The organism is Streptomyces sp. NBC_01283 (assembly GCF_041435335.1).
GTDB lineage: Bacteria > Actinomycetota > Actinomycetes > Streptomycetales > Streptomycetaceae > Streptomyces.
In genome coordinates, this window is the sequence record NZ_CP108430.1 from 4,682,286 (window position 1) to 4,704,549 (window position 22,264).

At 69.0% G+C, this 22,264-nt stretch carries 23 protein-coding genes and 1 riboswitch; of the genes, 11 read left to right on the forward strand and 12 right to left on the reverse strand.

What is annotated here, in order from left to right; genetic code table 11:
• Window positions 1–394: 394 nt before the first annotated feature.
• Window positions 395–1,873, forward strand: a complete 1,479-nt coding sequence (dnaB, locus tag OG302_RS21315; RefSeq protein WP_371528226.1) for a replicative DNA helicase — start codon at window positions 395–397, stop codon at window positions 1,871–1,873.
• A 40-nt stretch (window positions 1,874–1,913) separates the two neighbouring features.
• Here the strand turns inward: dnaB and OG302_RS21320 are convergent, their stop codons facing one another.
• Both OG302_RS21320 and OG302_RS21325 read right to left on the reverse strand, forming a co-directional pair.
• Complete coding sequence (locus OG302_RS21320; RefSeq protein ID WP_371528227.1) at window positions 1,914–2,480, reverse strand: dihydrofolate reductase family protein; 567 nt, start codon at window positions 2,478–2,480, stop codon at window positions 1,914–1,916.
• Between the two features lie 180 nt (window positions 2,481–2,660).
• Window positions 2,661–3,674, reverse strand: coding sequence for an NADPH:quinone reductase (locus OG302_RS21325; protein WP_371528228.1), 1,014 nt, complete (start codon window positions 3,672–3,674; stop codon window positions 2,661–2,663).
• A 226-nt stretch (window positions 3,675–3,900) separates the two neighbouring features.
• Here OG302_RS21325 and OG302_RS21330 point away from each other — a divergent pair, with 226 nt between their 5' ends.
• A complete protein-coding gene (locus OG302_RS21330; RefSeq protein WP_371528229.1) occupies window positions 3,901–5,283 on the forward strand; it encodes a serine hydrolase domain-containing protein in 1,383 nt (460 codons plus the stop codon).
• A gap of 109 nt (window positions 5,284–5,392) precedes the next feature.
• Here OG302_RS21330 and OG302_RS21335 read toward each other — a convergent pair whose 3' ends face one another.
• Window positions 5,393–5,845, reverse strand: coding sequence for an N-acetyltransferase family protein (locus OG302_RS21335; RefSeq protein ID WP_371528230.1), 453 nt, complete (start codon window positions 5,843–5,845; stop codon window positions 5,393–5,395).
• Between the two features lie 66 nt (window positions 5,846–5,911).
• On the reverse strand, window positions 5,912–6,370 hold the full coding sequence (locus OG302_RS21340; RefSeq protein ID WP_371528231.1) for a MarR family winged helix-turn-helix transcriptional regulator: 459 nt from the start codon (window positions 6,368–6,370) through the stop codon (window positions 5,912–5,914).
• Window positions 6,371–6,510: 140 nt separating this feature from the next.
• Between OG302_RS21340 and OG302_RS21345 the strand changes: the two genes are divergently transcribed.
• Both OG302_RS21345 and OG302_RS21350 read left to right on the forward strand, forming a co-directional pair.
• Complete coding sequence (locus OG302_RS21345; RefSeq protein ID WP_371528232.1) at window positions 6,511–7,719, forward strand: MFS transporter; 1,209 nt, start codon at window positions 6,511–6,513, stop codon at window positions 7,717–7,719.
• 55 nt (window positions 7,720–7,774) lie between these two features.
• Entirely contained in the window at window positions 7,775–8,200 is a 426-nt protein-coding gene (locus tag OG302_RS21350) for a heme-binding protein (protein ID WP_371528233.1), read from the forward strand.
• A 144-nt stretch (window positions 8,201–8,344) separates the two neighbouring features.
• Here OG302_RS21350 and OG302_RS21355 read toward each other — a convergent pair whose 3' ends face one another.
• Together OG302_RS21355 and OG302_RS21360 are read right to left on the reverse strand one after the other, a co-directional pair.
• Window positions 8,345–9,214 (reverse strand): GNAT family N-acetyltransferase, encoded by an 870-nt coding sequence (locus OG302_RS21355; RefSeq protein ID WP_371528234.1) that lies wholly within the window; start codon window positions 9,212–9,214, stop codon window positions 8,345–8,347.
• A gap of 5 nt (window positions 9,215–9,219) precedes the next feature.
• The gene (locus OG302_RS21360; protein ID WP_371528235.1) at window positions 9,220–9,771 is read right to left on the reverse strand and encodes a DUF2269 domain-containing protein; all 552 of its coding nucleotides are present in this window, start codon (window positions 9,769–9,771) and stop codon (window positions 9,220–9,222) included.
• Window positions 9,772–9,847: 76 nt separating this feature from the next.
• On the opposite strand from OG302_RS21360, the gene OG302_RS21365 reads away from it, so the two are divergent.
• Both OG302_RS21365 and OG302_RS21370 read left to right on the forward strand, forming a co-directional pair.
• Window positions 9,848–10,480, forward strand: coding sequence for an HAD family hydrolase (locus OG302_RS21365; RefSeq protein WP_371528236.1), 633 nt, complete (start codon window positions 9,848–9,850; stop codon window positions 10,478–10,480).
• Between the two features lie 392 nt (window positions 10,481–10,872).
• The gene (locus tag OG302_RS21370) at window positions 10,873–12,411 is read left to right on the forward strand and encodes a globin domain-containing protein (RefSeq protein WP_371528237.1); all 1,539 of its coding nucleotides are present in this window, start codon (window positions 10,873–10,875) and stop codon (window positions 12,409–12,411) included.
• A gap of 63 nt (window positions 12,412–12,474) precedes the next feature.
• Here the strand turns inward: OG302_RS21370 and OG302_RS21375 are convergent, their stop codons facing one another.
• The 5 genes from OG302_RS21375 to OG302_RS21395 form a co-directional block, all read right to left on the reverse strand.
• Window positions 12,475–12,957: an NUDIX domain-containing protein gene (locus tag OG302_RS21375; protein WP_371528238.1), complete on the reverse strand. Its 483-nt coding sequence runs from the start codon at window positions 12,955–12,957 to the stop codon at window positions 12,475–12,477.
• Between the two features lie 59 nt (window positions 12,958–13,016).
• Window positions 13,017–13,919 (reverse strand): LysR family transcriptional regulator, encoded by a 903-nt coding sequence (locus tag OG302_RS21380; RefSeq protein WP_371528239.1) that lies wholly within the window; start codon window positions 13,917–13,919, stop codon window positions 13,017–13,019.
• Window positions 13,920–14,170: 251 nt separating this feature from the next.
• Entirely contained in the window at window positions 14,171–15,376 is a 1,206-nt protein-coding gene (locus OG302_RS21385) for a cystathionine gamma-lyase (RefSeq protein ID WP_371528240.1), read from the reverse strand.
• The gene (locus OG302_RS21390) at window positions 15,373–15,870 is read right to left on the reverse strand and encodes a low molecular weight protein-tyrosine-phosphatase (RefSeq protein WP_371528241.1); all 498 of its coding nucleotides are present in this window, start codon (window positions 15,868–15,870) and stop codon (window positions 15,373–15,375) included. The genes OG302_RS21385 and OG302_RS21390 overlap by 4 nt, the downstream gene beginning before the upstream one ends.
• A 9-nt stretch (window positions 15,871–15,879) precedes the next feature.
• Window positions 15,880–16,260, reverse strand: a complete 381-nt coding sequence (locus OG302_RS21395; protein WP_361828875.1) for a phage holin family protein — start codon at window positions 16,258–16,260, stop codon at window positions 15,880–15,882.
• A gap of 71 nt (window positions 16,261–16,331) precedes the next feature.
• On the opposite strand from OG302_RS21395, the gene OG302_RS21400 reads away from it, so the two are divergent.
• From OG302_RS21400 to OG302_RS21415, 4 genes are all read left to right on the forward strand, one after another.
• Window positions 16,332–16,649, forward strand: a complete 318-nt coding sequence (locus OG302_RS21400; RefSeq protein ID WP_160506069.1) for a cupin domain-containing protein — start codon at window positions 16,332–16,334, stop codon at window positions 16,647–16,649.
• Between the two features lie 176 nt (window positions 16,650–16,825).
• The gene (locus OG302_RS21405) at window positions 16,826–17,047 is read left to right on the forward strand and encodes a DUF5326 family protein (protein ID WP_371528242.1); all 222 of its coding nucleotides are present in this window, start codon (window positions 16,826–16,828) and stop codon (window positions 17,045–17,047) included.
• A gap of 300 nt (window positions 17,048–17,347) precedes the next feature.
• Window positions 17,348–18,061: an IclR family transcriptional regulator gene (locus OG302_RS21410; protein ID WP_371750185.1), complete on the forward strand. Its 714-nt coding sequence runs from the start codon at window positions 17,348–17,350 to the stop codon at window positions 18,059–18,061.
• A 103-nt stretch (window positions 18,062–18,164) separates the two neighbouring features.
• Window positions 18,165–18,602 (forward strand): SsgA family sporulation/cell division regulator, encoded by a 438-nt coding sequence (locus OG302_RS21415; RefSeq protein WP_371528243.1) that lies wholly within the window; start codon window positions 18,165–18,167, stop codon window positions 18,600–18,602.
• A gap of 91 nt (window positions 18,603–18,693) precedes the next feature.
• Here OG302_RS21415 and OG302_RS21420 read toward each other — a convergent pair whose 3' ends face one another.
• The gene (locus tag OG302_RS21420) at window positions 18,694–20,136 is read right to left on the reverse strand and encodes a YibE/F family protein (RefSeq protein ID WP_371528244.1); all 1,443 of its coding nucleotides are present in this window, start codon (window positions 20,134–20,136) and stop codon (window positions 18,694–18,696) included.
• Between the two features lie 71 nt (window positions 20,137–20,207).
• Window positions 20,208–20,352: riboswitch (TPP riboswitch) on the forward strand.
• On the opposite strand from OG302_RS21420, the gene thiC reads away from it, so the two are divergent.
• Complete coding sequence (gene thiC, locus OG302_RS21425) at window positions 20,345–22,189, forward strand: phosphomethylpyrimidine synthase ThiC (RefSeq protein WP_371528245.1); 1,845 nt, start codon at window positions 20,345–20,347, stop codon at window positions 22,187–22,189. Its footprint overlaps the riboswitch before it by 8 nt.
• The last annotated feature ends 75 nt before the right edge of the window (window positions 22,190–22,264 follow it).

Sequence of the window (22,264 nt, forward strand, 5' to 3'; positions counted from 1 at the left end):
TCGGACACTCTTCGAGGCGCTGTTCGGCGCGATCTTGGGCCGACTGGGGAAGTTTTTCTTCTGCACAGCCGGTGGATGCGAAAGCTGCAGGTCAGGGTGGGTTTCTGGAGTAGGTTGAGTGCTTGTTCACAGGCCTGTCCACCGAGCCGTGCACAGGTTTGGCGGGGTTCTCCACAGCAACGCGCCCGTCATCCACACCGCCTGTGGATAACCAGATTGGCTGACGGTGGCCGCGGGCCTACCGTGGTGCGGCGCCCCCCTCGTGATCCTGCCTCGGAAAGCCCGAAAATCCGACGCGTCAGAACCGGAGTTGGGTCGCTCATTTGTCAGTGTCGTGCCGTAAGAAAGAGGGGCACGGCTAGGTCCGCGCGGCGGACGTGAGGGAGGTGGCCCGGTGAGTATTTCCGAGCCCTTGGACGACCCCTGGGCCGACAGCGGTCCCAGTGACCGTCTGCCCGCCTCCCGACAGCGTCGTGACGGAGGCAGAGGACGCGACGATCAGCACGACCGCGGCCGTGAAGGCGGCGGCTGGGACGGTGGTGGTACGGCCTTCGAGCGCGTACCGCCGCAGGATCTCGACGCCGAGCAGTCGGTGCTCGGCGGCATGCTGCTCTCCAAGGACGCCATCGCCGATGTCGTCGAGGTGCTCAAGGGCCACGATTTCTACCGGCCCGCGCACGAAACGATCTACACGGCGATCCTCGACCTGTACGCCAAGGGGGAGCCGGCCGACCCGATCACCGCGGCGGCCGAGCTCACCAAGCGCGGCGAGATCACCAAGGTCGGCGGGGCCTCGTATCTGCACACGCTGGTGCAGACGGTGCCGACGGCGGCGAACGCCGAGTACTACGCGGAGATCGTCCACGAGCGGGCGGTCCTGCGTCGCCTCGTGGAGGCGGGCACGCGCATCACCCAGATGGGATACGCGGCCGACGGCGACGTCGACGAGATCGTCAACAGCGCCCAGGCCGAGATCTACGCGGTCACCGAGCAGCGCACCAGCGAGGATTATCTGCCGCTCGGCGACATCATGGAGGGTGCGCTCGACGAGATCGAGGCGATCGGTTCGCGCAGCGGCGAGATGACCGGTGTGCCGACGGGCTTCACCGACTTCGACTCGCTGACGAACGGCCTCCACCCGGGCCAGATGATCGTCATCGCGGCCCGTCCCGCCATGGGTAAGTCCACCCTGGCGCTCGACTTCGCGCGCGCCGCGTCCATCAAGCACAACCTGCCCAGCGTCATCTTCTCCCTGGAAATGGGGCGCAACGAGATCGCGATGCGTCTGCTGTCCGCGGAGGCCCGGGTGGCGCTGCACCACATGCGCTCCGGCACGATGACGGACGAGGACTGGACGCGGCTCGCGCGCCGGATGCCCGAGGTCTCGGCGGCCCCGCTCTACATCGACGACTCCCCGAACCTGTCGATGATGGAGATCCGCGCGAAGTGCCGCCGCCTCAAGCAGCGCGCTGACATCAAGATGGTGATCATCGACTACCTGCAGCTGATGCAGTCCGGTGGTTCCAAGCGCGCCGAGAGCCGTCAGCAAGAGGTCTCGGACATGTCGCGAAACCTGAAGCTGCTCGCCAAGGAGCTCGAGGTCCCGGTCATCGCGCTCTCGCAGCTGAACCGTGGCCCCGAGCAGCGCACCGACAAGAAGCCCCAGGTCTCCGACCTGCGTGAATCCGGCTCGATCGAGCAGGACGCGGACATGGTGATCCTTCTGCACCGCGAGGACGCGTACGAGAAGGAGTCACCGCGCGCGGGCGAGGCGGACATCATCGTGGGCAAGCACCGTAACGGCCCGACGGCGACGATCACGGTCGCCTTCCAGGGGCACTACTCGCGCTTCGTGGACATGGCACAGACGTAGCGGACGTGGGGACGGTCCCTGGCGTGTGGGGTGCTGCTGCTCAGCGCCTCGTCTCGTACCTGGTCAGGACCACGCCGCCGGTAAGCGTCCGCGTCTCCACCAGGTTCAGGTTCACCCAGCTGTCCAGCGCGGTGAAGAACGGCGTGCCGCCTCCCACCAGGACCGGATGGGCGGCGATCACGTACTCGTCGATCAGCCCGGCGCGCATGGCCGCCCCGGCGAGCGTCGCGCCACCGATGTTCATCGGGCCGCCGTCCTCGGCCTTCAGCCGGGTGATCTCGGCGATCGCGTCGCCGGTGACCAGGCGGGTGTTCCAGTCGACCTTGTCGATCGTCGAGGAGAACACCACCTTCGGCGTGTCCCGCCAGTTCCGCGCGAACTCGATCTCCGCCGGGGTGGCGTTGGGCTGCTGGTCGCCGGTCGGCCAGTAGGAGCTCATCGTCTCCCATAGCTTGCGCCCGTACAGCGACAGGCCACTTGCCTGCTCGTGGTCGAGCCACCACTGGAACAGCTCCTGGCTCGGCGGCCCGCCCCAGCCGATGTCGTCGCCGGCCGCGGCGATGTAGCCGTCCAGGGTCAGGTTCATGCCGTAGATCAGTTTCCGCATGGCCCAGCCTTCCGTCCGTGGGTGTCCGGCGTACAGACCAGCGTGGCGCGGGAAACTCATCGGTGCGCGATCTGGGCTCGCCGGTGGTCCTCGTGCTCGGGGCTCAGCGTGAGGCACGCGGCCGACACGGGCAAGCGCCTGATCAGTGGGTGAAGGGTCTGAGATCAGTCGTCGCCACGGTCACGGGATGTCGAGCAGGACCTTCCCGACCACGCCCTCTTCGAGCGCCGCGTGGGCTTTGGCTGTGTGTTCCAGGGGGAAGCGGTGTAGTGGCATTCCGGCCTCCTCACCCACGCGCAGGGCGCCCGCGTCCACGGCTGCCGTGACGTCGGTGAGCGCCTGCTGCTTCGCGGCGGGCGGCACGGTGTAGACGAAAACGCTCTGCCAGCGCAGGTTCGCCGCCAGCGAGGAGAGCACCGGGATGGAGAGCTGTTCGCCCTCGCCGCCCGAGTAGTAGGCCACCACAGCACCCTGGGCGGCCACCGCGATGTCGAGAGCGGTGTTGGCGCCGGGCGCGACCTCCACGATGATGTCGGCGCCGTTGGGGGCGAAGGCCAGGATCTCCGCTGCCGCGTCCTGCGTGCGGTAGTTGACCGCGCGGTGGGCACCGGCCGCGTGTGCCAGCGCTGCCTTGGCTGGGCTGCTGACTGTGGTGATGACACGCGCCCCGGCCCAGCGGGCGAGTTGGATGGCCGCGTTGCCGACCGCGCCCGCGCCGCCTGCCACCAGGACCGTCAAGCCTTCCAGGGTGCCGGGTGCGATGCGCCCCGGCCCGCCGTCATGAACGGTCAGTGCGCGGTGGGCGGTCAGGGCCGGAATGCCCAGGGCCGCACCGAGCTCGAACGGGGCATGGTCAGGCAGGGCGACGGCATGCCGGTCGGGCACCAGCGTGTACTGCTGTGCCGTTCCCCAGGGCCGCTCCCATGCCGCCTCCCAGATCCACACCCGCTGCCCGACCCGCGCCGGGTCGATCTGTGAACCGACGGCATCGATCACCCCGGCACCGTCCTGGTGGGGCACCTGCCAGTTCATGCCCGTCGGCAGTGCGCGCCTGCGGCTACGCCAGTCGGTGGGGTTGACGCCCGAGACGTGCACACGGACCCGTACCTCGTCCGGGCCGGGCTCGGGCACCGGACGCTCGACGAGCTGCAGGACCTCGGGTCCGCCGGCAGCCGTCCGGATGACGGACTTCATCTCGTGCCCCTCTTTCGCTCGCCTCAGCGCCCCACCTCTGGGAAGGCCGACGCCCGGGAAGAACGCCGCTCTGTACGGGGCATCGTCTGAACTGCTTGGTGGGGGCAGGTATTCCGTGGATCCGGTGAAACCCTGCCGCACCCGCCCTGAGGCAGGCGGCCGGTCCGCGTAACGCGCTCGGCGGAATTCGCTCGACGTGCGGCTTCCGCGAAGGTGGACTGGGGGCATGACATCACCGCGTGAAGAGTTGCTTCCCACCACCCGTCGAGCCCTGCTGCACCGTGTCGCCACCGCACAGGCGGAGGGGCGGGCGCCCTCGCTCGTCGCCTCGGTGTTCAGGGACGGCGAGTTGGTGTGGACCGAGGGGCGCACCTGCGTCGAGGGGCACGCGCCCGACGAGGACGTCCAGTACCGCATCGGCTCGATCACCAAGACCTTCACCGCCGTGCTGGTGATGCGGCTGCGCGACGAGGGCGCCCTCGACCTTTCCGACCCCTTGGACAAGCACCTTCCGGGTACTGCCGCAGGTGACGTCACCATCGCGGAACTCCTCGCGCATACCAGTGGGTTGGCGGCGGAGACCCCCGGTGAGTGGTGGGAGCGTACGCCCGCGTCGCAGCGCCCCGAGCTCGGGGATGTTCTCGGCGAGCAGCCCTTCAAGCACCCCACCGGGCGCCGGTTCCACTACTCCAACCCGGGCTATACGTTGCTCGGTTCGCTGATCGAGGCGCTGCGGGGGGACTCCTGGGAAGCCGTGCTGCGTCGCGAGATCCTGGAGCCGCTGGGCCTGGACCGTACGAGTGCGCAGCCGCAGGCCCCGCATGCGGGTGGCTGGGCCGTCCACCCGTGGGCGGACGTGATGATGCCCGAGCCCGCCGAGGACCTGGGCCTCATGGCTCCGGCCGGGCAGCTGTGGTCCACGACGGCGGACCTGGGACGCTTCGCTGCCTTCCTGCTGGAGGGCGACGACCGGGTCCTGTCCGCCGACACGGTGCAGGAGATGCGGGCGCCCGCGTCGCCTATGGGCCCGGGGGACTGGGACGTGACGTACGGCCTGGGGACGCAGCTGATCCGTGGGGACGGGCGCACTCTGGTCGGGCACGGGGGCTCGCTGCCGGGCTTCATGGCCGGACTGTGGGCGAGTGAGGCGGACGGCCTGGTGGCGATCACGCTGACCAATTGCACCTCCGGCCCTGCCGTGACGGCTCTGGCCTTCGACCTGCTGAAGATCGTCGCCGATGCCGAGCCCCGTATCCCCAAGGCCTGGCGCCCCCTGCGCGAGCTGGACGAGGGTCTGCTGGAGCTGGCGGGTCCCTGGTACTGGGGGACGAGCACTTTCGTACTGCGACCGAAGGCCGACGGAGCGCTCGAGCTGACGCCCCTCACGGGCTATGGCCGTGGTTCGGGATTCCGGCCGGACGGTCACGGCGCCTGGACCGGGCTCGACGGCTACTTCGCCGGGGAGCGGCTGCAGGCGGTGCGGCGGCCCAACGGTTCGGTGAGCCATCTCGACCTGGGGTCGTTCTTCTTCACCCGGGAGCCGTACGACGCCGGGACGCCCGTGCCGGGCGGAGTGGACCCGGAGGGATGGCGCGGGCTTCCCTTGTAGTGGCGCGGGCTGCCCTCGTAGGAGCCTGCCACCGCTGGTGAGAGTCGGATGGGGCGTCGTGTTTCACGTGAAACACGACGCCCCACCGGTTGACACATCAACAACAGCTTCAGAGCTGCAGCTTGAAGCCCACATGCGATGCCGTGAACCCGAGCCGCTCGTAGAAGCGGCGGGCGTCGGTACGGGTGGCATCCGAGGTCAGCTGCACCAACTGGCATCCCTGCCGCCGGGATTCATCGACGGCCCACTCGATGAAGCGGGTGCCGAGACCGCTGCCGCGTTCGTCGGCGTGGACGCGTACGCCCTCGATGATCGACCGAAGCGCTCCCTTCCGGGACAGGCCCGGAACGATCGTGAGCTGGAGCGTGCCGACGACGCGGCCCTCGCGCACGGCGACGACCTGATGCTGGTTCGGGTCTACTGCAAGGCGTTCGAACGCGGCGAGGTACGGAGTGAGGTCGTCCGGCGACTCGCGCGCGCTGCCCAGAGGGTCGTCGGCGAGCATCTCCACGATGGCGGGGATGTCGTCGGCGACTGCCGGGCGTATCTCAAGATCTCCCATGAGACGCAGCCTATGCAGCCACCGGCCTGTCGGACAGGGCAGGCCGCCGCTCGACGTCCACAGCCCCTACGCGGGGACCCGCACCGCTTCGACGGCCCTGACCAGTGGAGTGAGCTCCGGGTTCAGCGCCGCCTCGTCGAGTGCCTCGCGCAATGCGGCGTCATTCGTGGGGCGCGCCTCGGCGAGGAGTGCGGTGCCCGACTCGCTGACGTCCGTGTAGATGCCGCGGCGGTCAGTGGGGCACAGGTAGCGGGACAGCAGCCCGCGGTCCTCGAGCCGGGTGACCAGGCGCGTGGTGGCGCTCTGGCTGAGCACGACGGCGTCGGCGACCTGCTTCATCTGCAGATGGCCGCCCTCCCCGTCGTGCTGGCGGCTGAGGACGTCCAGCAGGGAGTACTCACGCACGCTTAGGTCGTGCTTGGCCTGCAGGGCGCGCTCGATGTGGGTCTCGATCTTCCCGTGGAGCAGGGAGAGCGCGCACCAGCCCTGCGCAAGGGCGGTGAGTGCGGGGTCCGTCGCTGTCATGGCTCTTGTTCCTCCGTCCCGGAGCTGCTGCGACCAGGGTAGTCCACCGCCGCAATATCCAGCGGTTGCAAGTAACCCGCGTATGCAACTATTGTGGACGCAAGCTAAGCGCACCTGCAATCGTCTTGGAAGGTAGAACCATGCCTCTCGCGCTACTGGCCCTCGCGATCGGGGCCTTCGGAATCGGGACCACAGAGTTCGTGATCATGGGGCTCCTCCCTGAGGTCGCGGGTGACTTCGGCGTTTCCATCCCCACGGCCGGTCTTCTCGTGACCGGTTACGCACTCGGCGTCGTACTCGGCGCTCCCCTGATGACGGTCCTCGGCACCCGCATCTCGCGCAAGCGCATGCTGATGCTGCTCATGGGCCTGTTCATCGCGGGAAACCTGCTCTCCGCGGTAGCCCCGGTCTTCGGCGTCATGCTGGCGGGCCGCGTCGTCGCCTCGCTCGCCCACGGTGCCTTCTTCGGTATCGGCTCCGTCGTCGCGGCCGAACTGGTCGCGCCACAGAAGAAGGCCGGAGCCATCGCCATGATGTTCACGGGCCTGACCGTGGCCAACGTGGTCGGAGTGCCGCTCGGTACGCTCGTCGGGCAGACCCTCGGCTGGCGCGTCACCTTCGCCATCGTCGCGGGACTCGGCGTCATCGGCCTCGTCGGCATCGCCAAGCTCGTTCCTGACCTGCCCAAGCCCGAGGGCGTACGGCTGCGCCACGAGTTGGCCGCGTTCCGCAACGTGCAGGTGCTGCTCGCCATGGCGATGACGATCCTCGGCTTCGGCGGAGTCTTCGCGGCCGTCACCTACCTGGCGCCCATGATGACGGACGTCGCCGGCTACGCGGACTCCTCCGTCACCTGGCTCCTCGTCCTCTTCGGCCTCGGCATGGTCGCGGGCAACCTGGTCGGCGGGAAGTTCGCGGACCGCGCCCTGATGCCGCTGCTCTACATCTCGCTGAGCTCGCTGGCCGTCGTGCTCGCCCTCTTCACCCTCACCGCACACAACAAGATCGCGGCAGCCGTGACCATCACGCTCATCGGCGCGCTGGGCTTCGCCACCGTGCCGCCGCTGCAGAAGCGGGTGCTCGACCAGGCCTCCGGCGCCCCGACGCTCGCCTCGGCCATGAACATCGGCGCCTTCAACCTCGGCAACGCGCTCTCGGCCTGGCTCGGCGGCCTCGTGATCTCCGCGGGCCTCGGCTACACCGCCCCGAACTGGGCGGGTGCGGCACTCGCGGGCTCCGCGCTCCTCCTTGCCGTCGTCTCGGCCGCGCTCGAGCGCCGCTCGGCCGCTCCCAGCCTGGTCGTCGCCGGCGTGACCCCCGTCGAGCAGCCGACGCCCGTCCACCACTGACCCCCACCACCCCCACAAGCCCCCTCATGAGCACCACCGCACAAGGAGACACCCCATGAGCACCACCACCCCCGCCGTCGCCCCGCTGACCACGCAGGACGCCGAGGCACTCGTCAGCGCGGCCCGCCGCGCGGCCGAGGCGGCCGAAGTCACGGTCAGCGTCACCGTCCTCGACGCGGGCGGCCATCTGCTCGCCTTCCGGCGCGACGACCGAGCCGTACTGATCTCCGGCGAGACGAGCACGCGCAAGGCGTACACGGCGCTTCAGCTCAACGCCCCGACCGCCGACCTCGTCGACCTGGTCAAGCCCGACGGCCCCTTCCACACCCTGCCGACCGCCCTCGACCGGCCGCTGCTCTTCATTGCCGGTGGCGTGCCCGTCCACCGTGACGGCCGTCTGATCGGCTCCATCGGCGTTGGCGGCGGAGCCCCCGAGCAGGACCACGGGTTCGCCACGGCGGCCGTGGAGGCCCTCGCGTAGTACGACTCCACGGGTACGACACCGCGCGAGGCCATGACGAAGGCCCGCCCCCAAATACCGGGAACCATCGGGTGTTCGGGGGCGGGCCTTTGCGTTCGGTCAGCGGGGTTCAGTACTTACGGTCAGCGCGGTTCAGTACTGCCGTCAGCCGGCCGCGACCGTCAGCGGCGCGAAGCGGCGGGTCCAGTCGCCGGGCAGCTCGGGGATGCCGTACGTCATCACGGCATTGAAGGCGATCGGCGCGAGCCCCCGCTCCTTCACCCAGGCGAGCAACTCTTCGTGGCGTACGTCGATGTCGGTGCGCAGCGGCCGGTCCGAGCCCTCGGCGAGCGAGGCGATCAGGGCCTTAGCCGTCTCCGTGTCCGGTGCGATCAGGGGGCCGATGACATGGGTCTCCATGTTCGGCCAGGCACCCGCGTAGCCCGTGATCGTGCCGTTCGACTCCGCGACCCGCAGTTGGTCGACGAAGGCGGGGAGCCGGGTGAGCACGTGCGTGCGGTCGAGGCCGAAGACCTCGGTGTCGAGCCGGACGATCGCGGGCAGGTCCTCCGCGGTCGCCGGCCGGGTGGCGACGTCCGGCAGTGGGCCGCCGGGAGTGAACCGGCCGCGGACCATCTCGGCGCGGCCGGTGGTCTTGAAGCCGAGCTGCTCGTAGAGGGGCAGGCCGGTCGGCGTCGCGTGGAGGGTGAGCGGGGTGGTGCCTGCGCCCTCGACGACGTATCGCATCAGGCGGCGGCCGAGGCCCTGGCGGGCGTGCCGCTCGGCGACGAGGACCATGCCGATCGCTCCGAGGCCGGGGCGCTCGTGTGGTCCGTATTCGGTCACCACACAGGCGGCCACGAGGCCGTCACCGTCGGGGTCGTCGATGCCGTAGCCCGTACCGGCCGAGAGCAGGAGCCCCCATTTGTGGTCCTCGCGTGGCCAGCCTCGATCCTGCGACAGGTCGGCGCAGGCGGTGAGATCACGGAGGGTCAGCCGGCGGATGGGCAGGGCGGAGAGGGTAGGTGTCGACACTCGGCTCAGGCTGTCTGACGCATGACCTTGGCGTCCACCGGTTTGTGGGCAGAAGCACGTTGGTTTTGGCCACGTTGCTTCCGGCCACGGCGGGTCAGGCCCCAGGGCTTGAGTACCGAGATGACCGTCATGAAGAGATAGGCGCTCAGGGAGACGATGGGGCCCGCGATCAAGTCGGTCGGATCCGTCACCGGGGCGCCCGCGGACACGGTGGCGACCGTGTCGTTGATGCCCGGACGCAGCACGAACGCCGATGCGGCGGTGGTGGCCAAGGTCAGCCAGAACTTCGTGTAGACCCAGCGGTGCCTGGCAAGGCCCCAGGGAGTCCCGAGGGACAGCAGCAGGCCGCTCAACAGCGTGCGCAGCGCTAGCGGCAGCACCAGCCAGTCCGCGAACAGCTTCATGGAGCGGGCGGCGGCCTCGGTGACCGCGGGGGAATCCGTGGTGATGGCCGCGAAGGCAAGCGCGAGCAGGCCGAGCGTGAGCCCGAGCCAGCCTGCGGCGGCGATGACATGGACGACGAGGGTGGCCCGGCGAGCGGGGCGGCGTAGTTTCACGTGAAACACGGTGCCGGGATCGGCGGCCGAAGGCGTCTGACGGCGGGAGTAACCGCGGGTACTAGCCTCGGCGTACATGGCACGCCTTCACCTCTTCGACCTGGACGGAACGCTGCTGCACGGCACGGCGGCTCCCGTGGAGATCTCGCGCCAGCTCGGCCTCGACGCGGAGATCGCCGAGCTGGAACGGGACTTCGTGACGCAGCGAATCGACTCGCCGCAGTACGCGGCCCGTGTGCATGCCCTGTGGGCGGATCTCACGGACGGGCAGGTCACCGCAGCCTTCGACGGTGCACCGTGGCTGACGGGGATCCGTGAGACCTGGGCGGAGATCCGGGAGGGCGGCGACTACTGCGCGGTGATCTCGCTGTCGCCCTCGTTCTTCGTGGAACGGCTGCTCGGCTGGGGTGCGCATGCCGCGCACGGCTCGATTTTCCCCGCTGTGCCGTTCACCGAGCCGGTGAATCCGACGGGCATTCTCAACGCCGCGGCCAAGGTGAAGATCGCGAACCGGCTCTGTGAAGAGTTCGGGGTGGGGCGGTCCGATTGCATCGCTTATGGAGACTCGCTCTCCGACGTGGAGCTGTTCGGAGCGGTGCCCGTCTCGGTCGCCGTCAATGCGGATCAGCGGCTGGTCGGGCTCGCGACCCACTCTTATGTCGGTCGTGATCTGCGTAAGGCGTATGAATTGGTGCGCGACGCCCGGTAATTGGAGCAATTGGCGGGCACCAGTCGCTTAATTCCTGCTTAAGGGCGGTGGGACTTGTGTGCCGGACGGCTGCCGGTATGGTCGAGTCCGGTTCGGGCCGGGTGCTCTCTGAGCACCCCTGGGGGGCACGGCGGAGGGCAGCGAAGCCTAACGGGGCGAAGTGATCGAAGACCTGAACTTTCCGTTATGCGACCGGCGTGACGGCGAGGGATGGGACGCTGCCATGAGAGGACTGCGGGCAATGTCACATTTGACGCCTACTTGTCCGTAGGGTCCGGTAATTCGAGGTTCAATGTGGCCACATTGGCGGCCGAGGCGGAGCGGGGAAAGTAAGCGGCTTCCTTCAGGGAAGTGCACGGACCGACTGAGAGATGTTCGAGGCGAGGCACAGCATGGACGCTCCGACCACCACGTCGGCGGGCAACGGCACTTCCGGTGACAGCGGCGGTGGAGGCGGCTGGTTCACCCCGCGGAAGGCGCCGAAGCCGCCGGAGGGCGGCGAGCAGCAGACCCGGCCCGAAGGTGGCGAGCCCGAGGCGGCCGAGGGCCGCCGGGTCTCCGCCATACGTCCCGTGGGCAGGCCCGGCACGGCTGCCCCCGACCCGGAAGCCGGCCCCGCGCCCCAACCCGGCGACGCGGCAGCGGAGCGAATACCGGCCGACCGGGAAGCAGCCGAAGCGACACCCGCACCGGCTCCCGCTCCGTTCGTGCCGCAGAACGCGCCGCAGAACGCGCCGCAGAGCGCACCTCAGGCCCCGGCGCCCCATCCCGAGCCGCCGCGCTCCGAACGCGTACCGGAACCACGGAAGCCCTCCCCCACGGGTTCCCCCGACGCGATCCGCGTCCAGCGCACCATGGCCGAAGTAGCCCCCGTCGCCGACAAGGTGACCTCGTACTTCTACGCGCTGCTCTTCACCCGGCATCCCGACCTGCGCCCCTTGTTCCCCGCCGCGATGGACACCCAGCGCGACCGGCTGCTCAAGGCGCTGCTGACCGCCGCCGAGAACATCGACCATGCCGACGCGCTCGCCGCGTATCTGAAGAACCTCGGGCGTGGACACCGTAAGTACGGCACCCGGCCCGAGCACTACCCGGCCGTCGGTGAATGCCTGATCGGCTCGCTCAGCCGGTACGCGAGCGCGATCTGGGACGAGGAGACCGAGGCCGCCTGGGTCCGGACGTACACGACGATCTCCCAGATCATGATCGACGCGGCCGCCGCGGATGAACTGCGCGCCCCTGCCTGGTGGCTCGCCGAGGTCGTCTCGCACGACCTCAGGACGCCTGACATCGCTGTCGTCACCGTCCGGCCCGATCAGCCCTACCCCTTCCTGGCAGGCCAGTACACGAGCCTGGAGACGCCCTGGTGGCCGCGCATCTGGCGGCACTACTCGTTCGCGTCGGCGCCGCGCTCCGACGGACTGCTCTCGTTCCACGTGAAGGCCGTCCCCGCGGGCTGGGTCTCCAACGCCCTGGTGCACCACGCCCGCCCCGGCGACGTCCTGCGCCTCGGCGCGCCCGCGGGTTCGATGACCGTCGACCATTCCACCGACAGCGGCCTGCTCTGTCTGGGCGGGGGCACCGGCATCGCCCCCATCAAGGCACTCGTCGAGGACGTCGCCGAGCACGGCGAACGGCGGCCGGTCGAGGTCTTCTACGGAGCCCGCACCGATCACGACCTGTACGACATCGACACGATGCTGCGGCTCCAGCAGACCCATCCCTGGCTCTCGGTCCGCCCGGTCGTCGACGGGCACGCCCACTTCCCGGACGCCGTGCGCGAGTACGGCCCCTGGAACGAGTACGACGCCTACCTCTCGGGCCCGCCCGGCATGATCCGCAGTGGGGTGGACGCGTTGCGGGACATCGGCATCCCGGCCGGCCGCATCCGCCACGACTCCGTCGAGGAACTGGTCACCACGGGCGATTAGCCCCGATCAGGTAGCCCCGGTCACGCCAGTCTCGATCAGGGATGTGTGGCCAGCTCGGCAGAATCAGCCCAGGTCAGGGGCGTGCATCGCCCGTACGCCCTCGATGTTGCCGTCCAGGTAGTGCCGCAGTGACAGCGGTACGAGGTGGACCGAGGCGATTCCGACCCGGGTGAAGGGCACATGGACGATCTCGTACTCGCCGCACGGCTCCTCGATCTCCGGGCCGTGCCGCAGCGAGGCGTCCATGGACTCCAGGCGGCAGACGAAGAAGTGCTGGACCTTGACGCCGGTCGCGCCACCGTCCTCGCCGATGTGCTCGACGGTGTCCACGAAGCAGGGCACCACGTCGGAAATCTTGGCGCCGAGCTCCTCGTGGACCTCACGATGGAGCGCGTCGACGACGGTCGCGTCCTCTGGCTCCACGCCGCCACCGGGGGTGAGCCAGTAGGGATCGACGCCGGGTTTGGTCCGCTTGATCAGGATCAGGTCGTCGCCATCGAGCAGGACGGCGCGTGCGGTGCGCTTGACCACGGGTCGGACGGTCATGGGAGGAATGTGGCCCGGACTGTTCCACGTGAAACATCGTGAACCAGCCGGAGTCCTGCTCAAGCCCAGTCGACGGCAGCGCGCAGCAGCCACTCGTGCGCCCGCGCGATGTGCGTCATCGCGAGCGTGCCGGTGCGTACGACCAGGAAATACGTGCGCAGGGGCGGCACCGCTGGGTCCAGCAGGGCTACGACCTCGCCACTCTTCAGGGCGGGCGCACAGAGATAGCGCGGTAGCACGGCAAGACCCGCCCCGCTGGCGACGCAGGAGAGCACGGCCCGCAGGTCCGGCACAATGACGGCGCCCGATGCGGCCGGACGGGTGTCGAAGACGGCGGACCAGTAGCGGGCGACCAGTGGCAGCGACTCGTGCACCTCCACCACGGGCAGGTTCTCCAGCGCCGAAGCGCCCTTGCGGCGCAGTCCGGGCCCGATGCGGGCCGCCCAGTGCGGGCCCGCGACCAGGACGTGCTCCTCGTCGCACAGCGGCGTCGCGGTGAGCAGTGAGCCGCGCGGCCTGGCGGTGCTGATGGCCAGGTCGTGATGCCCGGCCGAGAGCCCTTCGATGACCTCTTCCGCGTTGCCGAACGAGGTACGCAGTGCGTAGCCCTGTCCGTCCTGCCCGGTCAGTGAAGTGAGGGCGGGTAACGCACGGGCCGCGGTGAACTCCGGGGGGCCCGCGAGGTGGAGGGTGCGTACCGAGGAGTCTTCTTCGAGTCCTGTCTCGGCGATCTCCACCAGGGCGTCGAGATGCGGCGCGGCCTTGTGGGCGAGCTCGTCCCCGATGGTCGTGGGCGTGACGCCGCGCGCCTGGCGCAGGAACAGGGGGCGGCCGAGCTGCTGCTCAAGGGTGCGTATCTGCGAGGTGACGGCCGGCTGGGACAGGCCGAGCAGGGCAGCCGCGCGTGTGAAGGAGCCGGCCCGGTGCACGGTCACAAACGTGCGCAGCAAGGCCAGATCCACGGCGATGCCCTCCCCTCTCGGCCCGCGGGCCGCAGCCAAACTATAAATATGTCGATAGGTGTCTGCCGCTACTGTGATTGGACACTGACACAGAGTCAACTAGCCTGGTTCGCGCGGTTCTTCGCGCGCAGAACCGGAACGGTCCGAGCCACGAGGGGGGAGGCTCGGGCCGTTCGTTGTGCGTACTCCAGTACTAGTTGTGCGTACTCCAGCAGTAGCCGCGAGGGGTGGCCCGCACCCACTCGGGTCCGTCAGCCCGCCGACTCGTCCAGCGCGCGCAGCACGTCCCCGACCAGGTCATCAGGGTCCTCGGACCCGGCGGAGAGGCGGATGAAGCCCTCCGCGACGGCGTCCCCTCCCCAGCGGCCACGCCGCTCCGCGGTGGAACGCACGCCGCCGAAGCTCGTCGCGTCGTCGACCAGACGCAGTGCGTCGAGGAAACGATCGGCACGCGCGCGTGAGGGCAGCGTGAAGGAGACCACGCACCCGAAGCGCCGCATCTGCTGCGCAGCGATCTTGTACGAGGGGTCGTCGGGCAGCCCCGGATAGCGGAGCCCCGTCACCTCACCGCGGGCGCGCAGTGCCTCGGCCAGGGCAAGGGCGTTGGCGTTCTGGCGCTCGGCGCGCAGGTGGAGCGTGGCGAGCGAGCGATGCGCCAGCCATGCCTCCATGGGCCCCGGGATGGCCCCGACGATCTTGCGCCAGCGCCGCACAGCGGCGGTCAACTCCGCGTCGCGGCAGGCGACGTACCCAAGGAGGATGTCGCCGTGGCCGGTGAGCATCTTGGTGCCGCTGGCCACGGAGAAGTCGGCGCCGAGATCCAGGGGACGCTGACCGAGCGGCGTGGCCAGGGTGTTGTCGACCGCCACGAGGGCGCCACGCGCGTGTGCCGCGCCGGCGAGGCGCCGCACGTCGCACACGTCGAGGCCCGGGTTCGACGGCGTCTCGATCCACAGCAGCTTGGCGCCGTCCAGGACGTCGAGCTGGGCGTCGCCACCGGTCGGGGCGGTGCGTACCTCGATGCCGTACGCGGTGAGCTGCTCCCTGACGAGGGGCAGCGCCTGATAGCCGTCGTCCGGCAGGACCACCGCGTCCCCGGCGCGCAGCTGGGAGAAGAGCACTGCTGAGATGGCGGCCATCCCGGAGGCGAAGACCAGGGTCTCGACGTCCGTGCCGAAGGCGCCGTCACTGCCGTCGCCCGGCGCCTCGAGCTCGCCGATGGCCTGTTCGAGAAGCGTCCAGGTCGGGTTGTCGTCCCGTCCGTAGGTGTACGGCCCGGTGGGATCGCCCGGCAGGTGGAAGTGCGCGGCGAACACCGGCCCCGGGAGGGTCGGCTCGTGCTTCACCGGCTCGGGGAGGCCGGCCCGTACGGCTCTCGTGCCGTCGCCCATCCCGGCGCCTGTGCCCGCGGCTGTTCCCGCGCCGGTACCTGCGGATATCGCTGCGGAGTCCGTCATGCCGCCCGCCCTTCCCTTGCTTCGCGTACGGCGTCGAGCAGACCTTCGCTCGCCGCCTCCACCATTCTCAGGCACGCGTCGAACCCGTCGTCGTCCCCGTAGTACGGGTCGGGGACGTCCAGGTCGCCGAGGCCGGCCGCCACGGGATCGTACGAGCGCAGCAGCCGCACCTTGTCCGCGTCGGCCGGAGTGGGCGCGAGGCGGCGCAGGGCCCGGTGATGACCGGAGTCCAGGGCGATGACCAGGTCGAGCCGGGGAAACCAGGAGACCTGGAAACGGCGCGCCACGTGATCGCTCTCGTAGCCGGCCGCCGTCAGGACGGAGAGGGCGCGCGGGTCGGCGCCGTCCCCCTCGTGCCAGCCGTCGGTGCCCGCACTGTCCACCTGGACGAGGCCGCCGAGTCCGGCCTCGTCCACCCGGGCACGGAAGACGGCTGCGGCCATGGGGGACCGGCAGATGTTGCCGGTACACACGAAGCACACGGAGAAGGGCATGGGGTGGACTCAGTCCTTGTCGTCGGGCAGGACGACGTTCATCGCCCAGGACACGATCGAGATGATCAGGCCGCCCAGGACGGCGGTCCAGAACCCCTCGACGTGGAAACTCACGTCGAACTTGTCGGCCAGCCACGACGTGAGCAGCAGCATCAGGGCGTTGACCACGAGGGTGATCAGGCCCAGGGTCAGGATGAACAGGGGGAAGGTGAGCACCTTCACGACCGGCTTGACCAGGAAGTTCACCAGGCCGAAGAGCAGTGCGACGACGATCAGCGTGAGCGTCTTCTTGCCCGTGCTGTCGCCGGTGAGCGTGATCTTGTCGAGGAGCCACACGGCGACGGCCAGGGCCGCCGCGTTGGCGATCGTCTTGACTACGAAATTCTTCATGTGTCTGATCGTTGCAGACGGACGGCCAGAGCGGTCGGTCCGCTGGCTGGGGCAAGGGGCGTACGAGGACGATGAAGGCATTCCGGCTGGATGAACTGGAGACGGAGCGCGCCGCGAACGACGGCGCGTACCTGCAGTTTCTGCGTGAGCGGAACATGTCGGTCGGGCTGTACGCGCTCGACGCCGGGGAGTCCGACCCTCAGCAGCCTCACCAGCAGGACGAGGTGTACATGATCGTCAGCGGACGGGCGTCGATCACGGTCGGCATGGAGACCACCCAAGTCGCGCGCGGCAGCGTGGTGTACGTGCCTGCCGGGGTGGCCCACAAGTTCCACCACATCAGCGAGGACCTGCGGGTGCTCGTCGTCTTCTCACCGCCGGAGGGCTGATCTCCGCTGGAGGGCTGGGCCTCTACGCCGCAGGGCTGACTTCTCAGGGCTGCGACCTCGGGGTTCCCTAGGGGGCGGATCAGGGGAGGACAAGGGATGCGAAGCCCCCGTCGGGTCCTCCGCCCGCCTAGCATCGAATGCAAGAAGCAGGACGGATGCGGAGAGAGGTAAGGACGATGGCAGCGCAGGAGATCTTCTCGGGATTGCCGTGGTGGGTGAAGTGGGTCGCGGTGCCTGTCATCGCACTGGTCGTCTTCGGCGGTCTGATAGCGAGCGTCGTGGGATTTGTGGTCGGCCTGTTGTTCAAGGCACTGATTTTCGTCGCCTTGGTGGGTGGACTCATCTACGTCGTACGGAAGTTCATATCCGGCTCGTCCTCTTCCCGCAGCGATTGGTGACTTCTGGCAACAGTTCGCTCGGGTGGGGGAAGTTTCCTGGTGCGGCGCCTTAGGCCGGCGGCCAACGGTTAGAGTCCGAAAACCGACGCGGGGTGAGCCCCGCGCGCGGGCGCACTGCGCTCCCACCCGTGTATCCCCGGGCACGGGCGGAACCCCCACGCGTTTCGGGAGTGAACCTTGGCCACGGTTGACGCCACACCCGCCGACATCTCCTCCAACGACCCCCCGTTCGAGGCATCGCCGACCGTCACGGCCTCAACCGCAGCCGCGCCGACTCTCATTGGTTCGGTGCAGCGGGCGATGCACCTGCTGGAGGCCGCCTCCGCGCATCAGGAGGGGGCGCCCGCCAAACAGCTGGCCCGGGAGGCCGGGCTCGCACTCCCCACGGCGTATCACCTGCTGCGCACGTTGACGCACGAGGGCTACCTGCGCCGCGAGAAGGGTGTGTTCGTGCTCGGGGAGGCGGCCGAGAGGCTGAGTACGAGCGGGGCGCAGCAGAATCGTCGCGGCATGATCGGGGAGGCCCTGGAGCACTGGCGGGACGCCATCGGCGTACCGGTGTACTTCGCCGTCTACCGCGAGGGCGAGATCGAGGTCGTGGCCGTCGCGGACACACCCGGGAATCCGGCGGTGGAGGAGTGGGCCGACTTCCGCGAGACCGGACACGCCCATGCGATCGGGCAATGTCTGCTCGCTCAACTCGACGACGAACAGCGGCAGGACCACCTCTCCCGCTATCCGGTGCAGTCGACCACCCGGTACTCGGTCCGTGACAACCGGAGTTTCATCCGACGCCTGGACGGGATGGGCCGGATGAAGCCCGTGGTGGAGCGGCAGGAGTACGCGTTGGGGACGGTCTGCGCCGCGATTCCGATCACTGCGGGTAACACTGCGGCGACCATGGCAATTTCCGTTCCGGCCTATCAGGCGGACCGGCTACTCCCTGCGGCTGAGCGCTTGCAGAATGAGATCGGAAGGCTACTAGGGACACTTGCCTTCTCTATCAGCATCTGAAAACTCACTCCTTGTGATCTGATGTGTACGTTAAGCAAGATGCCATGAGTGTCAGGGAGTTGGTTCCTGGCCAGTCGAGCTTTAGCGACGGGGTAGGCGGACGATGCGCGAGTCGGTCCAGGCAGAGGTCATGATGAGCTTCCTCGTTTCCGAGGAGCTGTCGTTTCGCATCCCGGTGGAGCTGCGTTATGAGACCGGCGATCCCTACGCCGTCCGGCTGACCTTCCATCTCCCCGGAGACGCACCCGTGACCTGGGCCTTCGGGCGGGAGCTGCTGGTCGACGGGGTGGGCGGGGCCTGCGGTGACGGGGACGTGCACATCGCCCCCACCGATCCCGAGCTGCTCGACGAGGTGCTGATCCGGCTTCAGGTCGGTGCGGACCAGGCGCTGTTCAGGGTGGGGATCCCACCGCTCCTCGCCTTCCTGGACCGTACGGACAAGCTGGTTCCGCTGGGGCAGGAGCGGGCGCTCGCCGACTTCGAGACCCACCTGGACGAAGCGCTGGACCGGATCCTCGCCGAGGAGCAGAGCGCCGGCTGACTCCGCGAGCCAAGGGGCGCAGCCGTACGGCAGATTGGTGCATTTCGTGGCATCGGCCGCGTGAGCCTTGCGGTGCCGGGACGCGTGAGCCTCAGGCCTTGCGGCGCCGGCCCTTTCCGCCGCGGCTCTGCTTGGGTGCGGGGTGGACAGGGGGCGCGGGAGCGGCGGGAGTGGCACCGCCTCCAGGGTGGGCCGCGCCTCCCGCGTGGGCTGTGCCTCCCGTGTGGCCCGTGTGGCCCGTGTGGCCCGTGGGAGTCGAGCGGTCGGCCGAGACCACCAGGGCCGCGAGCGCGGTCGTCACCGGTACGGAGGCGACCAGGCCGATCGAGCCGACCAGGGTGCGCACGATCTCCTCGGCCACCAGCTCGCTGTTGGCCACCGTGCCCACGCTGCTCTGGGCGATCGAGAAGAGCAGCAGCAGGGGCAGCGCGGCACCCGCGTAGGCCAGGACCAGGGTGTTGACGACCGAGGCGATGTGGTCGCGGCCGATGCGGATGGCGGCGCCGTACAGACCGCGCCAGCCCATCGTGGGGTTGGCCTGGTGCAGTTCCCAGACGGCGGACGTCTGCGTCACCGTCACGTCGTCGAGCACGCCGAGCGAGCCGATGATGACGCCGGCGAGCAGCAGGCCGCTCATGTCGATGGACGGATACAGGCCGTGGATCAGGCCGGTGTTGTCGTCCGTGTTGCCGGTCAGTGAGGCCCAGCCGATGAAGAGCGAGCCGAGGAGGCCGATGAGGAGCAGGGAGATCAGCGTGCCGAGGACCGCGACCGAGGTACGCGCCGTGAGGCCGTGGCACAGATAGAGCGCGATCAGCATGATGGCGCTGGCCCCGATCACCGCCACGACCAGCGGGTTCGAGCCCTGCAGGATCGCGGGCAGGATGAAGAACGTCAGGACCAGGAAGCTCAACGCCAGCGCCACCAGGGCCATGACGCCGCGCATCCGTCCCACCACGACCACGGCGAGGGCGAAGATCCCGGCGAGCAGCGCCATGGGGAACTTCCGGTTCACGTCGGTGACCGAGTACTGCAACGCCTCGGGGGCCGTGGGCTCGTAGGCGACCACCACCTCCTGGCCCTGGCGCAACTGCCGCGGTGAGTCCGGCTGGACGATCTCGGTGAAGGTGCGGCCCTTGTCCTTTCCGCTGGTCACCTCGATCGTCGCCTTCTTGCAGACGCCCTTCGCACGGGACTGCGCCGACTGCCCCTCGGCGGTGGAGGTGTCGCCGTTGGGCGGGGTCTGGGAGGCGTTCACGTCCTTGCAGGGGAGCTCCTGCAGCTTCGTCACCGTGGCCGACTGGGTCTGCCGGTCGAAGCCGACTCCGGTGCGTTCGTGGGACGGTGCGCCCCCTGGCCAGAACACCGCGAGCCCCACGACCACCGCCGCGGCGAAAGGAATCAGCACGGCGGCGATGACCTTGCGCAGATGCTTGGAGACGGGGGCGGCCGGGCCATGGCTGTGGGAGTGCCCGTGCGGATCCTGCGGCACGTTCTGGGCGGGCGGCTGGGACGGCGGCTGTGTGGTGGTCACTGCCCGATCATCGCAAGAACGGAGGGGGCCCTCTGTTCAGCGCGCCCGACGTGACGCTAGCGTGGAGGCACCTTTGCAATCGCGGGAGCTCGGAGCACCGGGCTGAGAGGGCGCTGACCTCCGTACGAAACGGTATGAACCGTACGGAATCCGCTGCGTCGACCGCCGAACCTGTTACCGGGTAATGCCGGCGTAGGGAGTAGGTCTCATGACCACATCGGACACACGCACGCCTGCCTCCAGCAGCGACGAGAACAACAAGAACGGCGAGAACGCCGGAAACGGCGAGAACACGGTCGCCGCGGAGGCCGGGAAGTCCATCGGCTGGCACAAGGCGTACGTCGAGGGTTCACGCCCCGACCTGCGGGTGCCGGTCCGACAGGTGCACCTCACCAACGGCAAGGCCGTGACCCTGTACGACACTTCGGGGCCGTACACCGACGAGTCCATCGACACCGACGTCCGCAGGGGCCTCGCGCCCCTCCGCGAGAACTGGATCATCGCCCGCGGCGACACCGAGGAGTACGTGGGCCGCCCGCCCCGTCCCGAGGACGACGGCATCAAGCACACCTCGCCGCGCGGCGGCCTGAAGAACCTCGACGCGGTCTTCCCCGGCCGCCCGCGCCAGCCCCGCCGGGGCCGTGGCGGCCAGGCGGTGACGCAGCTCGCGTACGCCCGCCGTGGCGAGATCACGCCCGAGATGGAGTTCATCGGGATCCGCGAGAACCTCGACCCCGAGGTCGTGCGCGCGGAGGTCGCCGAGGGCCGCGCGGTGATCCCCGCCAACGTCAATCACCCGGAGATCGAGCCGATGATCATCGGCAAGAAGTTCCTGGTGAAGGTCAACGCCAACATCGGCAACTCCGCGGTGACCTCCTCCATCGAGGAGGAGGTGGACAAGATGACCTGGGCGACCAAGTGGGGCGCCGACACGGTCATGGACCTGTCCACCGGGCGCAACATCCACACCACCCGCGAGTGGGTCCTGCGCAACTCCCCCGTGCCCATCGGCACCGTGCCGCTCTACCAGGCCCTGGAGAAGGTCGACGGCCAGGCCGAGGCGCTGACCTGGGAGATCTACAAGGACACGGTCATCGAGCAGGCCGAACAGGGCGTGGACTACATGACGGTGCACGCGGGCGTGCGCCTTCCGTACGTCCCGCTGACCGCCAACCGCAAGACCGGCATCGTCTCGCGCGGTGGCTCGATCATGGCGGCCTGGTGTCTCGCGCACCACAAGGAGAGCTTCCTCTACGAGAACTTCGAGGAGCTGTGCGAGATCCTCGCGGCGTACGACGTGACGTACTCGCTCGGTGACGGTCTGCGTCCCGGTTCGATCGCGGATGCCAACGACGAGGCGCAGTTCGCCGAGCTGCGCACGCTCGGGGAACTCAACACGATCGCCAAGCGTCATAACGTACAGACCATGATCGAGGGCCCGGGACATGTCCCGATGCACAAGATCAAGGAGAACATCGACCTTCAGCAGGAGATCTGCGAGGAGGCGCCGTTCTACACGCTCGGCCCGCTGACCACGGACATCGCGCCCGCGTACGACCACATCACGTCCGGCATCGGCGCCGCGATGATCGGCTGGTGGGGCACGGCGATGCTCTGCTACGTCACGCCCAAGGAGCACCTGGGCCTGCCCAACCGCGACGACGTGAAGACCGGCGTCATCACGTACAAGATCGCGGCCCACGCGGCGGACCTCGCCAAGGGGCACCCGGGCGCGCAGGACTGGGACGACGCGCTCTCGGACGCACGCTTCGAGTTCCGCTGGGAGGACCAGTTCAACCTGGCTCTCGACCCGGTCACGGCGCGGGAGTTCCACGACGAGACGCTCCCCGCGGAGCCCGCGAAGACGGCGCATTTCTGCTCGATGTGCGGTCCGAAGTTCTGCAGCATGAAGATTAGCCACAGCATCACGGAGCAGTTCGGCGGTACTGCGGCTGCGGACGCGACGGCTGAGGAGGTCGCGGCGGGGATGCTCCAGAAGTCGAAGGAGTTCGCCGCGAGCGGGAATCGGGTGTACCTGCCGCTGGCGGACTGACGCGCAGTTAAACGCCGCTCCAGGAGACTTCGGCTTCTGGAGCGGCGCTTCCCCGTACGGCGAACCACAGCGGAT

Excerpts from the sequence above, each read along its gene's own strand:
- OG302_RS21320 (WP_371528227.1), bottom strand. The coding sequence starts at position 2,480 with ATGCGGAAACTGATCTACGGCATGAACCTGACCCTGGACGGCTACATC.
- OG302_RS21325 (WP_371528228.1), bottom strand. The coding sequence starts at position 3,674 with ATGAAGTCCGTCATCCGGACGGCTGCCGGCGGACCCGAGGTCCTGCAG.
- OG302_RS21330 (WP_371528229.1), top strand. The coding sequence starts at position 3,901 with ATGACATCACCGCGTGAAGAGTTGCTTCCCACCACCCGTCGAGCCCTG.
- OG302_RS21335 (WP_371528230.1), bottom strand. The coding sequence starts at position 5,845 with ATGGGAGATCTTGAGATACGCCCGGCAGTCGCCGACGACATCCCCGCC.
- OG302_RS21340 (WP_371528231.1), bottom strand. The coding sequence starts at position 6,370 with ATGACAGCGACGGACCCCGCACTCACCGCCCTTGCGCAGGGCTGGTGC.
- OG302_RS21345 (WP_371528232.1), top strand. The coding sequence starts at position 6,511 with ATGCCTCTCGCGCTACTGGCCCTCGCGATCGGGGCCTTCGGAATCGGG.
- OG302_RS21350 (WP_371528233.1), top strand. The coding sequence starts at position 7,775 with ATGAGCACCACCACCCCCGCCGTCGCCCCGCTGACCACGCAGGACGCC.
- OG302_RS21365 (WP_371528236.1), top strand. The coding sequence starts at position 9,848 with ATGGCACGCCTTCACCTCTTCGACCTGGACGGAACGCTGCTGCACGGC.
- OG302_RS21370 (WP_371528237.1), top strand. The coding sequence starts at position 10,873 with ATGGACGCTCCGACCACCACGTCGGCGGGCAACGGCACTTCCGGTGAC.
- OG302_RS21375 (WP_371528238.1), bottom strand. The coding sequence starts at position 12,957 with ATGACCGTCCGACCCGTGGTCAAGCGCACCGCACGCGCCGTCCTGCTC.
- OG302_RS21385 (WP_371528240.1), bottom strand. The coding sequence starts at position 15,376 with ATGACGGACTCCGCAGCGATATCCGCAGGTACCGGCGCGGGAACAGCC.
- OG302_RS21390 (WP_371528241.1), bottom strand. The coding sequence starts at position 15,870 with ATGCCCTTCTCCGTGTGCTTCGTGTGTACCGGCAACATCTGCCGGTCC.
- OG302_RS21395 (WP_361828875.1), bottom strand. The coding sequence starts at position 16,260 with ATGAAGAATTTCGTAGTCAAGACGATCGCCAACGCGGCGGCCCTGGCC.
- OG302_RS21400 (WP_160506069.1), top strand. The coding sequence starts at position 16,332 with ATGAAGGCATTCCGGCTGGATGAACTGGAGACGGAGCGCGCCGCGAAC.
- OG302_RS21405 (WP_371528242.1), top strand. The coding sequence starts at position 16,826 with ATGGCAGCGCAGGAGATCTTCTCGGGATTGCCGTGGTGGGTGAAGTGG.
- OG302_RS21410 (WP_371750185.1), top strand. The coding sequence starts at position 17,348 with ATGCACCTGCTGGAGGCCGCCTCCGCGCATCAGGAGGGGGCGCCCGCC.
- OG302_RS21415 (WP_371528243.1), top strand. The coding sequence starts at position 18,165 with ATGCGCGAGTCGGTCCAGGCAGAGGTCATGATGAGCTTCCTCGTTTCC.
- thiC (WP_371528245.1), top strand. The coding sequence starts at position 20,345 with ATGACCACATCGGACACACGCACGCCTGCCTCCAGCAGCGACGAGAAC.